At 71.8% G+C, this 14319-nt stretch carries 11 protein-coding genes; all 11 read left to right on the top strand.

Going from position 1 to position 14319, the window contains the following annotated elements; all coding sequences use genetic code 11:
* The first annotated feature begins 112 nt into the window (after positions 1 to 112).
* Positions 113 to 4105 carry an amino acid adenylation domain-containing protein gene (locus ACFXB5_RS23095; protein WP_385210900.1) on the top strand — a complete coding sequence of 1331 codons (3993 nt, stop codon included), beginning with the start codon at positions 113 to 115 and terminating at the stop codon, positions 4103 to 4105.
* Between the two features lie 14 nt (positions 4106 to 4119).
* Positions 4120 to 5310, top strand: a complete 1191-nt coding sequence (locus tag ACFXB5_RS23090; RefSeq protein ID WP_385210898.1) for a cytochrome P450 — start codon at positions 4120 to 4122, stop codon at positions 5308 to 5310.
* A 13-nt stretch (positions 5311 to 5323) separates the two neighbouring features.
* Entirely contained in the window at positions 5324 to 6619 is a 1296-nt protein-coding gene (locus tag ACFXB5_RS23085) for a macrolide family glycosyltransferase (RefSeq protein ID WP_385210896.1), read from the top strand.
* A 13-nt stretch (positions 6620 to 6632) separates the two neighbouring features.
* Positions 6633 to 6995 (top strand): DsrE family protein, encoded by a 363-nt coding sequence (locus ACFXB5_RS23080; RefSeq protein ID WP_385210893.1) that lies wholly within the window; start codon positions 6633 to 6635, stop codon positions 6993 to 6995.
* Position 6996: 1 nt separating this feature from the next.
* Entirely contained in the window at positions 6997 to 7410 is a 414-nt protein-coding gene (locus tag ACFXB5_RS23075; RefSeq protein WP_201852734.1) for a hypothetical protein, read from the top strand.
* Positions 7407 to 7811 (top strand): hypothetical protein, encoded by a 405-nt coding sequence (locus ACFXB5_RS23070; protein WP_201852735.1) that lies wholly within the window; start codon positions 7407 to 7409, stop codon positions 7809 to 7811. Before ACFXB5_RS23075 ends, ACFXB5_RS23070 begins: the two co-directional genes overlap by 4 nt.
* 69 nt (positions 7812 to 7880) lie before the next feature.
* The gene (locus ACFXB5_RS23065) at positions 7881 to 8984 is read left to right on the top strand and encodes a beta-ketoacyl synthase N-terminal-like domain-containing protein (RefSeq protein ID WP_385210901.1); all 1104 of its coding nucleotides are present in this window, start codon (positions 7881 to 7883) and stop codon (positions 8982 to 8984) included.
* 148 nt (positions 8985 to 9132) lie between these two features.
* Positions 9133 to 10812: a phytoene desaturase family protein gene (locus ACFXB5_RS23060; RefSeq protein ID WP_385210890.1), complete on the top strand. Its 1680-nt coding sequence runs from the start codon at positions 9133 to 9135 to the stop codon at positions 10810 to 10812.
* A 49-nt stretch (positions 10813 to 10861) separates the two neighbouring features.
* Positions 10862 to 11839 (top strand): ATP-binding cassette domain-containing protein, encoded by a 978-nt coding sequence (locus tag ACFXB5_RS23055; protein ID WP_385210887.1) that lies wholly within the window; start codon positions 10862 to 10864, stop codon positions 11837 to 11839.
* Positions 11836 to 12624 (top strand): ABC transporter permease, encoded by a 789-nt coding sequence (locus ACFXB5_RS23050; protein ID WP_385210884.1) that lies wholly within the window; start codon positions 11836 to 11838, stop codon positions 12622 to 12624. The genes ACFXB5_RS23055 and ACFXB5_RS23050 overlap by 4 nt, the downstream gene beginning before the upstream one ends.
* Positions 12625 to 12656: 32 nt before the next feature.
* Positions 12657 to 14319 (top strand): ABC1 kinase family protein (locus tag ACFXB5_RS23045; RefSeq protein WP_385210882.1); only part of this gene is annotated, 1663 nt, incomplete at its 3' end.

Below are 14319 nucleotides of genomic sequence, written 5' to 3'. Positions count from 1 at the left end.
CACCTGACCCGTGCGGCCGTCCCCGGGCCGGGGCCCGCCTCCTGGCACCGCCGCCGCGCGAGAGCGCGCCACCCGATACGCGAGCCTCACCGCGACCGAGGATGAACGAGACATGCCTGACGCCCGGACCACCCGGCTCCCCCTGACCGCCGCCCAGTCGGGAATGTGGTACGCCCAGCGGCTGGACCCCGACAACCCGATCTACAACGGTGCCCAGTACCTGGAGATCCAGGGACTGCTCGACCCCGACCTCCTGGAGGAGGCGCTGCGCCGGGTCGTCCGGGAGACCGACGCGCTGCGCACCCGCTTCGTCGAGGACGCCGAGGGCGTATGGCAGGTGGTCGACCCGGACGGCACGGGCACGGTGCGGTACCTCGACGTCAGCCATGAGGACGATCCCCAGGCCGCGGCCGAGGCGTGGATGCGCGCCGACTTCCGGCGCCCGCTGAACCTCCTCGACGACGAGCTGGTCCTCTTCGCCGTCCTCGAGACCGCCCCCGACCGCTTCCTGTGGTACCTGCGCTGCCACCACATCGTGCTGGACGGCTTCAGCGGCGCCCTGGTCACCCGGCGGGTCGCCGAGATCTACACCGCCCTGGCGGCCGGCACCCCGGTACCCGGGAGCGAGTTCGCCCCGCTCGCGGAGCTGGTGGCCGCCGATGAGCGCTACCGCGCCTCGGAGGACTTCGCCAAGGACAAGGCGCACTGGAACACCCTGCTCGCCGACCGCCCCAGGCCGCCCAGCCTGACGGCCGCGGACCCCACCATGCCCACCCGCCTGCGGCGCGGCACCACCTGGCTCTCCCGGGAGTCCACCCGCGCGCTGCGGGCGGCCGGGGACCGGGCCGGGGTCCCCTGGCCGCCCGTGGTGACGGCGGTCCTCGCCGCCTATCTGCAGAGCCTCGGCGGAGGCGAGGACATCGTCGTCGGACTGCCCGTGACCGGCAGGCTCGGCAAGATCGCCCGCGCCACCCCGGGCATGGTCTCCAACGTCCTGCCGCTGCGGCTGTCCGTACGGCCCGAGTCCACCTTCGACGCCCTGCTCACCCAGGTCGCCGGGGCGATGCGGCGGGTGCTGCGGCACCAGCGCTACCGCTACGAGGACCTGCGCCGCGACCTCGGCCTGCTCGGCGGCGACCAGCGCCTGGTCGGACCGCAGATCAACATCATGATGTTCGGCCACGGGCTGACCTTCGGCGAGCTGCCCGCGACCCCGCACACCCTCAACCTCGGCCCGGTGGACGACCTGTCGGTCGTGGTCCACGACCTGGGGGAGGGCCAGGGGCTGCGCATCGACTTCGAGGGCAACCCCGAGCTGTACGGCGAGGACGATCTCGCCCTCCACCAGCGCCGGTTCGTCCGGCTGATGGAGTCCCTCGCGGACGCGGGCCCGGACCGCGCCCTCGGCACCGTGGACATCCTCCTGCCCGAGGAGCGGGCCCGGCTGCTGCCGCCGGGGGACGCCGCCCCGGCCGCGCGCCCGGACACCACCCTCACCGAGCTGTTCGAGGCGCGGGCGCGGGAGTCCGCCGGGAGCGTGGCGGTGGTGTGCGGCCAGGAGTCCCTGACATACGGGGAGTTGAACGCGCGGGCGAATCGGCTGGCGCGGCTGCTGGTGGCGCGGGGCGTGGGCGTCGAGGACCGGGTGGGGCTGGTGCTGCCCCGGTCGGCGGATCTGGTGGTTGCCGTTCTCGCGGTGCTGAAGGCGGGGGCGGTGTATGTGCCGGTGGATCCGGGTTATCCGGCGGACCGGGTGGCGTATGTGTGGGAGGACGCCGGTCCGTCGCTGGTGGTGACGGTGGCGGGTGCGGGGGTCGGGGTGCCGGCGGGGGTTCCGCTGGTGGTGCTCGACGACGCCGGGGTCACGGCCGAGTTGGCGGGGCTGGACGGGTCGGATGTCGGCATCCGGACGTCACCGGACGCGGCCGCGTACATCATCTACACCTCCGGATCCACGGGACGGCCCAAGGGCGTCGTGGTGCCGCACGGAAATGTGGTGCGGCTGTTCGAGGCCACGGATCGCTGGTTCGGCTTTGGCCCGGACGATGTGTGGACCCTGTTCCACTCCTTCGCCTTTGATTTCTCGGTGTGGGAGTTGTGGGGTGCGCTGCTGCGGGGCGGGCGGCTGGTGGTGGTGCCGTTCGAGGTGAGCCGTTCACCGGGGGAGTTCCTGCGGTTGCTGGTGGATGAGGGCGTGACGGTGCTGAATCAGACGCCGTCGGCCTTTTACCAGCTGATGCAGGCCGATCGTGAGGCCCCGGATATGGGTGCCCGGTTGGGGCTGCGGTGGGTGGTGTTCGGTGGCGAGGCGCTGGATGTCTGGCGGCTGGAGGAGTGGTTCGACCGGCATGGGGATTCCGGTCCGGTGCTGGTGAACATGTATGGAATCACCGAGACCACCGTCCACGTCAGTTATGCGGCGCTGGATTCCCGGATCGCGACATCCGGAGCGGGAAGCGTCATCGGCGTCGGAATTCCCGACCTCCGGGTCTATGTCCTCGACAGCGGTCTGCGTCCGGTGCCCGCCGGGGTGGCGGGGGAGATGTATGTCGGGGGCGCGGGTGTGGCGCGCGGCTATTGGGCGCGTCCGGATTTGACGGCGGGGCGGTTCGTGGCCGATCCGTTCGGTCCGGCGGGCAGCCGGATGTATCGGTCGGGGGATGTGGCGCGGTGGACCGATGAGGGCGTGCTGGAGTTCGTGGGGCGGGCCGATGACCAGGTGAAGGTGCGGGGGTTCCGGATCGAGCTGGGCGAGATCGAGTCCGTCCTGGGGGAGTGCCCGGGGGTCGGTCAGGCGGTCGTGGTGGTCCGTGAGGACCGCCCCGGGGACAAGCGCCTGGTCGCCTATGTGGTTCCGGACGCGGGTGCCGAGGTGGAGGCGAAGGATCTGCGCGCGCGTGCGGCGGGGATGCTGCCCGAGCACATGGTGCCGTCGGCGTTCGTGGTGCTGGAGCGGTTGCCGTTGACGGTGAACGGCAAGCTGGACCGTAAGGCGCTGCCCGCGCCGGAGTCTCCGGTGAGCGCGGGTGGGCGGGCGCCGCGTACGCCGCGCGAGGAGATCCTGTGCGGTCTGTTCGCGGAGATCCTGGACGCTCCCCGCGTCGGCGTGGACGACAACTTCTTCGACCTCGGCGGACAGTCGCTGCTGGCCACCCGGCTGCTCAAGCGCGTCCACGCCACGTTCGGCGTCGAACTCACCATCCGCAGCCTCTTCGAGGCCCCGACCCCCGCCGAACTCGCCGTCCACCTGGACGACGACGACCGGGGACAGCCGCTGGACGTGCTGCTGCCGCTGCGGCCGCACGGCACCCGTCCCCCGGTCTTCTGCGTCCACCCGGCGGGCGGCCTCAGCTGGTGCTACTCCGGGCTGATCAAGCACCTGGGCCAGGATTACCCCGTCTACGGCCTCCAGGCGCGCGGCCTCGACGACGACGGCGAGCGACTGCCCTCGACCATCGCCGAGATGGCCGACGACTATGTGCGGCAGATCCGCACCGTCCAGCCCACCGGCCCCTACCGGCTGGTCGGCTACTCGGCCGGCGGGGTCATCGCCCACGCCATGGCCGCCCGCCTGGAGGCGCTGGGCGAGGAGACCGATCTGCTGGGTGTGCTGGACACCTACCCGAACCAGAAGATGCCGCCCATCGACGAACAGGACGTGCTGGCCGACCTGTTGCGGTGGGTCGGCTACGACCGCCGCTACCTCGGAAGCGGACCGCTCACCCATGAGCGGGTGACCGAGGTGCTGCAGCGCCTCGGCAGCGCCATGGCCACCCTCGAGGGCCGCCACATCGAGGCCATCACCAGGATCTACGCCAACAACAGCGAGCTGTTCAACACCCATCAGGCCGACAAGTTCAGCGGAGACATCCTGCTGGTCGTGGCCACGCTCGACAAGATCGACATCTCCCCGACCCCGGCCACCTGGGGCCCCTATGTCGGCGGGCGGATCGAGACGAGGGAAGTCGACCGGCAGCACACGGACCTGATGAAGCCCGGTCCGCTGGCGGAGATCGGCCGCATTCTGGCCGCGAAACTCGAGGAAATGGACGGCCCCGGACCGGACGCTCACGGTGCGGCGGCCAGTAGACCCGTAACTTCATAAGGAGCAGACACGCGATGACGACCAGTGATGCCGTGCGTCCCCCACAGGCCGCCGAAGCGAACGCGCACTTCTTCGAATGGCTGGCGAAGATGCGGCGAGAAGAGCCGGTCAGCTACAACGAGCAGACCTTCCAGTGGTCGGTGTTCCGGCATGAGGATGTCACCCACATCATGTCCAACACCGATGTCTTCGTTAACGACATGTCCGACATCACGCCGCCCCAGGAGGACTACGACGTCTTCTTCAAGGGGAACATCGCCGCGATGGACGAGCCCCGGCACCGGAAATTCCGGATGCTGGTCAGCAAGGCGTTCAGCGCCCGCTACATAGCCGGCCTGGAGCCGAAGCTGCTCCAGATCGCCACCGGGCTGCTGGACGCGGTGGGCGACAAGGAGCACTTCGACATCGCGGCGGACTTCGCCTTCCCGTTCCCCGTGGCCGTCATCGCCGATATCCTCGGCGCCCCCCGCGAGGACGCCCACCTCTTCGCGGAATGGGCCAATCTGCTGCACGCCAGCAATCAGGGCGTCGAGGGGCACCGGGCGACGGCGATGCGGCTGAAGTCCCTCAACACCTATATGTTCGAGCAGATCCGCAGGCGCCGCGCCGAGCCGCGGGACGACCTGATCACCACGCTCGTGCGGGCCGAGATGGACGGCCGGACGCTCGACGACGAGGAGATCGTGGGCTTCGCGGGCGTCCTGCTGATGGGCGGGATCACCACCACCGCGGCCCTGATCAGCAACATCGTCCTGACCTTCGACCGCTTCCCCGAGCTGTACGGCGAGGTGCGCGCCGACCGCTCCCTGGTGCCCCAGGCGATCGAGGAGGTCGTCCGCATCCGGCCCTCGTTCAGCAACTTCGTGCGGATGACGGCCGAGGACGTGGAGATCGGCGGGGAGATCATCCCGGCCGGGGAACTGGTCCATGTGTGGATCTCCTCCGCCAACCGCGACGTGAACGCCTTCGCGGACCCCGACCGGTTCGACATCCACCGGGAGAACAACCGCCACGTCGGCTTCGGCCAGGGCATCCACTACTGCATCGGCGCCCCGCTCGCCCGCCTGGAGAGCAGGATCGCCTTCAACCTGCTGCTGGACCGCTACCGCTCCATCCAGGTGGTGCCGGACGCGGACATCGAGTTCCTCGACACCTCGGACATGATCGGCGCCTCGCGGCTCCCCGTCGTCGTCACCAGAGACTGACCCGGAGCGTGCCATGGATCCGAGTGACAGACCTATCGCCCATATCGCGTTCTTCAACATCCCGGCCCACGGCCATGTGAACCCCACGCTCGGCACGGTGGCCGAGCTGGTGCGCCGCGGGCACCGGGTGAGCTATGCCGTGCCCGCCGAGTTCGGCCCGCAGGTGCGCGCCACCGGCGCCGCCCTGGTGCCGTACGAGACGACACTGCCCGCCTCCGACCGGGTCGAGGACTGGCCCTCCGATGACCCGGTCGCCATGTCCCGCCTCGCCCTCGACGAGGCGATCGCCATCCTCCCCGGGCAGCTGCGGGCGTTCGAGGAGGACCGGCCCGACCTGGTGCTGCACGACTTCGGCGCGCTCACCGGCCGGCTGCTGGCCCACCGCTGGCAGGTCCCGGTCATCTGCCTGGCCTCCACCCATGTGTCCACGGCGAACGCCGAGGAGCGCCGGGCCCGCCAGGAGATGTTCGACGAGTTCTTCGCCGACGATCCGCGCTGGTCGGAGTACCGCCGGGAGTTCCGCACGTTCCTGGACAAGGCCGGTATCGCCCTGTCCATCGACGACTACACCGGGCTGCCCGAACGCTGTCTGGTGCCGATGCCCCGGGAGTTCCAGATCGACGGGGACGCCGTGGACGGGCGCTACGCCTTCGTCGGCCCCTGCGTCGGGGACCGGGGGCACCAGGGCGAGTGGCGGGCCCCCGTGGACGACCGGCCGGTGCTGCTGGTGGCCCTGGGGTCCGCGGGCAGCGGTCAGCCGGCCTTCTACCGGGAGGTGGTGGCGGCCTTCACCGGCACGCCCTGGCATGTGGTGCTGGCCACCGGCACCCTCGACCCCGCGCTGCTCGGCCCGCTGCCGCCCAATGTCGAACAGCGCCGCTCGGTACCCCAGCTGGCGGTGCTGGAGCGGGCCTCGGCCTTCATCACCCACGGGGGTATGGGCTCGGTGCTCGAGGCCATGCACCACGGGGTCCCCATGGTCACCGTCCCGCAGGTCAACGACCAGCACATCAACGCCGAGCGTGTCGTGGAACTGGGGCTCGGGCGGCACGTCCCGCTGGACAAGGCGACCGCCGCGCGGCTGCGCGACGCCGTGTCCTTCGTCGCGTCCGACCCCGGGATCGCGGCCCGGACCGCCGCCACGCGGAAGCGGATGCGGCAGCTCAACGGCGCGGTGACCTCGGCCGATCTGATCGAATTCGTGCTCCACGGCCGGCGGGAGCACTGGCAGGATCATGTCGCCCGCCTGGAACACCGCCCCGGCCCTGGCGATGCTGGCCACGCCGTGAACGGCACGACGGTCGGCTGAAGGCATGGACATCATGACGCGAGAAGACCCACCGGTACTCAACTCCCCTCATCTGCTCATCGAGAGCCGTGGCCCCTGGGCGGGCGCCGCCTGTGGCGCGTTCGTCCGGGACGCCCGCACCCTGGCCCTCTCCGGCCACCCGGTGCAGCTGGTGCTGGTGCAGGACGCCGTCACCGCCGCCGTGCGCGAGCCGGAGGAGGACTCGGTGGAGGTGCGGGCCCTGGCCGAGGCGGGCGGCGAGGTGTGGGTGGACGACTTCTCCCTCGCCCAGCGCGGTCTGCCCGCGGACCGGCTCATCCCCGAGGCACGGGTGGTGGGCATGCCGGAGGTCTCCGCCCGCGTGCTCGCCCCCGGCGTCCGGGTGGTGTGGCACTGAGATGGCCAGGACCACGACGGTTCCCCGCTCGGACGTGCTGCTGACGGTCATGGGCGCGCCGTACGAGAACGACCTGCTCACCAGCGTGCTGCGGCTGGCGCAGGCCATGCTGGAGGACGGGGCCACGGTGCAGATCTGGGCGTGCGGCTACGCCACCATGCTCACCCAGCGGGGGCTGGGCGACAGCAAACCCCGCAATCTCGCCGCATGGTCCGTGGACTACCCGTCCACCAGCCTGCTGGTGCGGGAGCTGCTCACCGCCTTCCCCGGCCGGCTGCGCTGGTACGCCTGCCGGTTCTGCAGCGACGACCGAGGCGCGGTGGACCACATCCCGGAGGTCCCGGTGCGGGCCCCGGCGCGGTTCGCCGAGCATGTGGCCGCCGCGGACAAGACGCTCTACCTGGGGGTGATGTGACCGTGGCGGAGGAGGAGCGGCGCGCGCTGGCCATCGTGGAGCGCGCCTACCGGGGCGCGGTGGAGACTCAGTTCTCCGACGGCCTCTACTGCGCCTATCTGTTCCACCGCCACCTGGGCGGCCTGGACGTCCTGCTGCGCGGCCCGGCGGTCGGCTACGCCGTCCGGGCCGCCCGGACGCCCGTACCGCGCCTGGGGAAGCGGGAGCTGACCCAGGTCAACACCCCGGGCGAGGGCCTGGACGTGCTGCTCGCGGCCGGGGTCGGCGTGTGGATCGAGGAGCAGGACCTGCGGGCGTACGGCCCGGACGCCACGTCCGGTCTGCTGCCCGGCGTACGCACGGTACCGGCCGGGGCCATGGCGGCCCGCTGGCCCGGCTACCGCGCGGTCTTCTATCTGTGAGCGGGCTCCCGGGGCGCGGCCGCCGGGACCCGCGTGGATTCCCCAAGGAGTGGATCGGTTGTGACGGCCATGGTTGCCGCGGTGCGCGGTCCCGTGATCTCGGGCTGGTCGGCGGTGTCGCCGTACGGGATCGGGCGCCACGCCTTCGTCGAGGGCCTGCGGTCCGGGCGGAGCACGGCGGTGGAACTCGACCCGGCCGAGTGGTCGGGCCCCGGTGAACGAGCCTGTCTGGTGCCGGGCTTCGTCCTCCGCGAGGTGCTGGGACGCAAGGGAACCCGGTCCATGGACCGGGTGACCGGACTGGCCGTCACGGCCGTGGACCGGCTGCTGCGGGAGGTCACGGACGGCGACCCCGGCCCCGCCTCGGGCGGGGACGACGTGGCGCTGGTGCTCGGCACCAACACCGGCAGCGCGCAGTCCATCATGGACCACACCCGCGACACCTTCCTGCAGGAGAAGCCCTTCTACGTCGACCCCTCGCAGTTCCCCAACACGGTGATGAACTGCGCCTCGGGGCAGTGCGCCATCCGGTACGGGCTGCGCGGGCCCAACGCCACCGTGGCCGCGGGCCGCGCCTCCGGGCTCCAGGCGCTGCACTACGGGCGGCGGCTGCTGACCTCGGGCCGGGCGGGCAGTGTGCTGGTCGGCGCGGTGGAGGAGCACTCGGCCGCCCGCGCCTGGCTGGAGCACCACACCCGGGGCGAGGACGAGCGGGCCGACGCCGTGGTGCTCGGCGAGGGCTGCGCCGTGCTGCGGCTGGTCCCCGCCGACGCGCCGGACGCGGCGGCGGGCCTGGCCGAAGTGGTGCTGGTGGAGTCGGGGGTGGCCGGCTCGGACGGGCCGGCGCCCGCGCTGACCCGGTGCGTGGAGCGGGCCCTGCGGCGTTCCGGGGTGACCCCGGCCGAGGTGTGGGCCGTCTCGCCCTCCGCCCCCGCCGGGACCGCCGGAGTGGCCGAACGGGGCGTGCTGGAGGCGCTGTTCGGCGCGGTGGAGCCCCGCTGGGTGCCGCACCCCGAGCCGATCGGGGACACCTCGGCCGCCGCGGCGGCCTTCCAGGTGGTCGCGGTCCTCGCCACCGCCGAGGACGCCCCGGACGCCTCCGGCAAGGTCGCGGTCATCACCTCGGTGGACCGCGACGGGGCCGTCGCCTGCGCGCTGCTGCGGCTGCGATGAAGGCGAAGGCGCAGGTGAGCGAAGGGAAGCGGCTCCGCGGCGCCGTACGGGCGAAAGGTGTGGGTGGCAGCTTCCGGTCACCGCCCGGGACCGCGGCCCCGATTGCTGCGACGGTTACGGCGATTGAGACAGAGATGGGATCCCCAGCATGACGAACCGGGATGATTGGGATGCGATAGTCGTCGGCTCCGGCATCGGCGGCCTGGTCTGCGCCGCCTATCTGGCGGTGACCGGACGGCGGGTCCTGGTGCTCGAGCAGCATGACGTCGCGGGCGGCAACAGCCATGTGTTCCGCCGTCGCCGGGCCTACGAGTTCGACGTCGGCGTCCACTACCTCGGCGACTGCGGACCCGGCGGGGTACTGCCCGCGATCCTCGGCGGCCTCGGCCTGGACAAGCGGATCACCTACCGCGAGATGGACCAGGACGGCTTCGACGAGATCGTGCTGCCGAGCACGTCGATGTTCATGCCCGCCGGCTGGGACCGCTACCGGCGGCGCCTGAAGGAGACGCTGCCGCGGGACGCCGAGGGCCTGGACACCTTCCTCGACATCTGCGAGGCCCTGGGCGCCGAGATGCGCTCGGCCCTGCTGTCCGGGGAGGAGCTGACCGTCGCCGACCTCGTCGCGCGCACGCCCGTCACCCTCAAGTGGGGCCGCCATCCGCTGTCCAGGCTCTTCGACCACTGCGGACTCTCCGCGCGGGCCAGGACCGTGCTGGCCGCCCAGTCGCCCAACTACGGCATGGGGCCCGACCAGGCGACCGTCTCGATGCACGCGACCGTCACCGACCACTATGTGCGCGGCGCCTACTACCCCGAGGGCGGCGGCCAGATGCTGGCCGCGGGCCTGGTGGAGTCCCTGGAGGCGCACGGCGGGACCCTGCTCACCCGGGCCCATGTGACCCGTGTCCTCGTCGACGGCGGCAAGGTCACCGGGGTGGGGCTGGCCGACGGGCGCAGCTTCTCCGCCCCGCTGGTGGTCTCCAACGCCGACTACCGCCGTACCGTGCTGGACCTGGTGGGCGCCGAGCACTTCCCCGCCAAGCTGGTGACCAAGACCCGCGAGGCGGCCATGGGGCTGCCGTTCGCCACGCTGTACGTCGCCCTGGACCGGCCGCTGCCCGAGCGCCGCAACGCCAATCTGTGGTGGTACGCGGACGACGACATCGACACCTACTACCGGCGGCTCGCCGAGGGCGACATCGACCCGGTCTCCTTCCTCTTCCTGTCCTTCGCCTCGCGGAAGGACCCCGAGGGGCGCGCCGTGTGCCCGCCGGGCCACAGCAACTTCCAGGTGATGACGCTCTGTCCGCCCGAGTACGACCGCTGGGGCGTGACCACCGGGCCCGCCGACGGCACCCGCTACCGCCGTAACGGCGCCTATCGGAAGAGCAAGGAAGAGTTCACCGAGGCCATGCTGACCGCCGCCGAGCGGGCGATCGGCCCCTTCCGGGACCACATCACCCACCTCGAGGCGGCCACCCCGCTGACCCATGAGCGCTACACCCTGTCCACCGGGGGCACCCCCTTCGGCCTCGCGGACTGGGGCGGCGTCGGCGCACGCCCCGACACCCGCACCCAGGTCGAGGGGTTGCACGTGGTGGGCGCCAACACCCGCTACGGCAGCGGCATCACCGGTGTCGCCGTCGGCGGCATCGCCTGCGCCTCGGCCATCGTCGGCCGCCGGCTGATGCACGAGGTGCACGACGGTGCCGTGCTGGGCGATACGGACCTGCTGCCCGACCGCGACGAGCGCTGGGATCCGCTCGCCGTCTCCCGGGGAACCGGCCGCCGAAATGCCCGCGGTCTCGCGGGCATCGACCGATGACGGCGGCGCCCCGATCACGCACCCACCGGCGACCTTTCCAGGAGAGAACATGGACGTGGCGATCGAGGCCGAGGGCCTGAGCAAACGGTATGGCGACAACGAGGTGCTGAAGGGCGTCGACCTCACGGTGCCCGCCGGGTCCGTGCTCGGCCTCCTCGGACCCAACGGAGCCGGGAAGACCACCACCGTACGGATCCTGGCCACCCTCCTGCCGCCCGACGGCGGCCGGGCGATGGTGGCCGGCCACGACATCGTCAAGGCGCCCCTGGACGTCCGCCGGCGCATCGGCCTGGCCGGACAGTACGCGGCCGTGGACGAGCGGCTGACCGGCCGGGAGAACCTCGTCCTCATCGGCAGGCTCTACCGCATGGGCCGCGCCAGCGCCAAGCGGCGGGCGGAGGAACTGCTGGAGCGCTTCGACCTCACCGGCGCCGCCGACCGGGAGACCAAGACCTACTCGGGCGGTATGCGGCGCCGGCTGGACCTGGCCGCGAGCCTGCTGGCCGACCCGAACGTGCTGTTCCTGGACGAGCCGACCACCGGCCTGGACCTCACCAGCCGGATGACCCTGTGGTCCATGGTCCGCGAGCAGGTCGACGCGGGCGTCACCGTCCTGCTGACCACCCAGTACCTGGAGGAGGCGGACCAGCTCGCCGACCGCATCGCGGTCATCGACAAGGGGATGCTCATCGCCGACGGCACCCCGGACGAGCTCAAGCGCAAGGTCGGCGGGGAGCGCCTCGAGGTCAGCCTCGCCGACCCGGCCACGGTCCCGGAGGTCACCGCGCTGCTGGAGCGCGTCGCGGTCGGCGAGCCCGTGGTCGGGGACCAGGGCCGCAGCGTGTCGGTGCCGGTGGGCTCCGGTATCGACTCCATCGCCGACGCGGCGACCGCGCTGCGCGGCAAGGGAATCGAGGTGACGGACTTCGCCATGCGCAGGCCGTCCATGGACGACGTGTTCCTCGCGCTGACCGGGCGCAGCAGCGCCGGGGAGTCCGACGAGGACGAGGGGAAGACGGCAGCATGAAGGAACTGGCAACCGACACCTGGATCCTGGCCGGGCGTCATATGAAGCACATCGCCCGCGTGCCCGAGAAGCTGATCGGGGTGACCATCGCGCCCGTCGTGATGGTGCTGATCTTCGGCTATCTCTTCGGCAGCGCGATGTCGGTGCCCGGCGGCAACTACCGCGAGTACATCATGGCGGGCATCTTCACCCAGGTGATGTTCTCCGCGGTGGGCACCAGCGCCGCCGGTGTCGCGGACGACCTCAAGAACGGTCTGGTGGACCGCTTCCGGTCGCTGCCGATGTCCCGCTACGCGGTGCTGCTCGGCCGGACCGTCTCGGACATGGCGATGACGGCGCTCAGCTGCCTGGTGATGGCGCTGGTCGGCCTGCTCATCGGCTGGAAGGCGCACCACGGCGTGGTGAAGACCGCCGCGGGCTTCGGCCTGCTGCTCCTCCTCGGCTTCACCATGTGCTGGATCGGCGCGCTGATCGGCCTGGTGGTGCGCAGCCCGGAGGCGGTGAACACCATCTCCTCGCTGATGGTCCTGCCGTTCGCGCTGCTGTCCAACTCCTTCGTACCGCTGGACGGGCTGCCGCGCTGGATGCAGATCATCGGTGAGTGGAACCCCATCAGCTCCGTGGTGAGCGCCTGCCGGGACCTGTGGGGCAACCCCTCCACGGTGGTGAGCGACGCCCTGCCGGCCCAGCATCCGCTGGCCGCGGGCTGTCTGATCCTGAGCTGTCTGCTGATCGTGGTGGCCCCGATGGCCGCCCGCGCCTACCACCGGGCCGCCGCACGCTGAACCCGAAGGACCCCTAAGGACCCCGCGCTGTGATGAAGCTGGCCCAGTTCCTCCTGGCCCTCCTGGTGATGAGCGCGTTCATCATGGCGTTCGTGTTCAGCGCCCGGAGGCTGCTGGGCCTGCGCATCGGGATCGTACGGTCCCTGCTGGCCGGGCTGGTCAGCGTGGTCGGCCTGGCCGTCTTCAGCCTGCTGATGCAGCGCCCCGAGCAGCGCGGCATCCTCACCGGGGTGCAGTTCGGCTCCACGCTGGTGGTGACCACCGGCTTCCTGGCCGTCCTCGAAGTGGTCGCGCCCAGCGGCACGCTGGGCGGGCCGCGCGGCTGGGTGCGCTCGGTGCGGTCCCGGGTGGCCCGCACCCGCCGCTACTGGCACATCGTGTCCATCGCGATGCGGCACGGGCTGCGCCCCGGCCGGTACGGCGCGGTCCCCACCGTGGGCCGGGGGCCGGGGTCCGGCCGGATGGCCAGGCCGCTGCGGCTGGCACTGGAGGAGGGCGGCGCCACCTTCGTGAAGCTGGGCCAGGTGCTGTCCACCCGCCGGGACCTGCTCCCGCCCGCGTTCATCGCCGAGCTGGGGCGGCTGCACCACCAGGTCTCCCCGGAGCCCTGGCAGGTGGTGGGTCAGGCCCTGGAGCGGGAGCTGGGCGTGCCATTGGCGGAGGCCTTCGCCCACTTCGACCACGAGCCGCTGGCGGCGGCGTCCATCGCGCAGGTCCACGCGGCCCGGCTGCACTCGGGCGAGGAGGTCGTGGTCAAGGTGCGCCGCCCGGGGGTCCGGGAGGTCGCCGAATGCGACCTCCAGATCATCCTGCGGTTCGCCAGGACGCTGGAGCGGCGGGCCGGCTGGGCCCGCGCGCTGGGAGTGGTGGACCTGGCCGACGGATTCGCCACCTCGGTCCGCGAGGAGCTGGACTTCCGCATCGAGGCGGCCAATATCGCCACCGTGAGCGCGGCCTGGAGCCGGCGCTCGGAGGGCACCGGCATCCGGCTGCCGAGGGTGTACGAGGAGTGGTCGGGCGAGCAGGTGCTGGTCATGGAGCGGCTCTCCGGCACCCCCATCGGCTCGGCCGCCGCGGTCCTGAAGGGCACCGCGGAGGAACGCCTGGCGCTGGCCAGGAAGGTGATGGTCAACATGTTCCACCAGGTGATGACCGACGGCACCTTCCACGCCGACCCCCACCCCGGGAACATCCTGCTGCTGGACGACGGCGCCATCGGGGTGATCGACTTCGGCTCGGTCGGCCGGGTCGACGCCCAGGTCCGCTCCGGTCTGCGGTCCCTGCTCTTCTCGCTCAACAGCCAGGATCCGGCCGCCCTCTGTGACGCGCTGCTGGAAGTGGTCACCCGGCCCGAGGAGATCGACGAGCAGCGGCTCCAGCGGGAGCTCGGCCGCTTCCTGTCCCGCTACTTCGCCCCCGGCTCCACGCCCAGCGTGCAGATCTTCACCGACCTCTTCCGGCTGGTCCAGCGGCACGGGCTGACCATCCCGCCCGAGGTCGCGGCCGTCTTCCGGGCCCTGGGCACCCTCGAGGGCACCCTGATGCTCATCGCCCCGGGCTTCGTCATGGTGGAGGAGGCCCGGACCTTCGCCGACGGGGGCGTCGCCCACCTCGGCGGCGGACCCCTGGGGCCGCGGATCAGCCCGACCCATGTGTTTGCGGCCGGGGAGCGGAGGCGCAGACAGCCGCGGCGGC

The sequence above is a fragment of the Streptomyces sp. NPDC059455 genome, assembly GCF_042750115.1.
Lineage (GTDB): Bacteria > Actinomycetota > Actinomycetes > Streptomycetales > Streptomycetaceae > Streptomyces > Streptomyces endocoffeicus.
The sequence above is the reverse complement of the archived record's forward strand: the minus strand, read 5'-3'. Positions and strand labels throughout refer to the sequence as shown.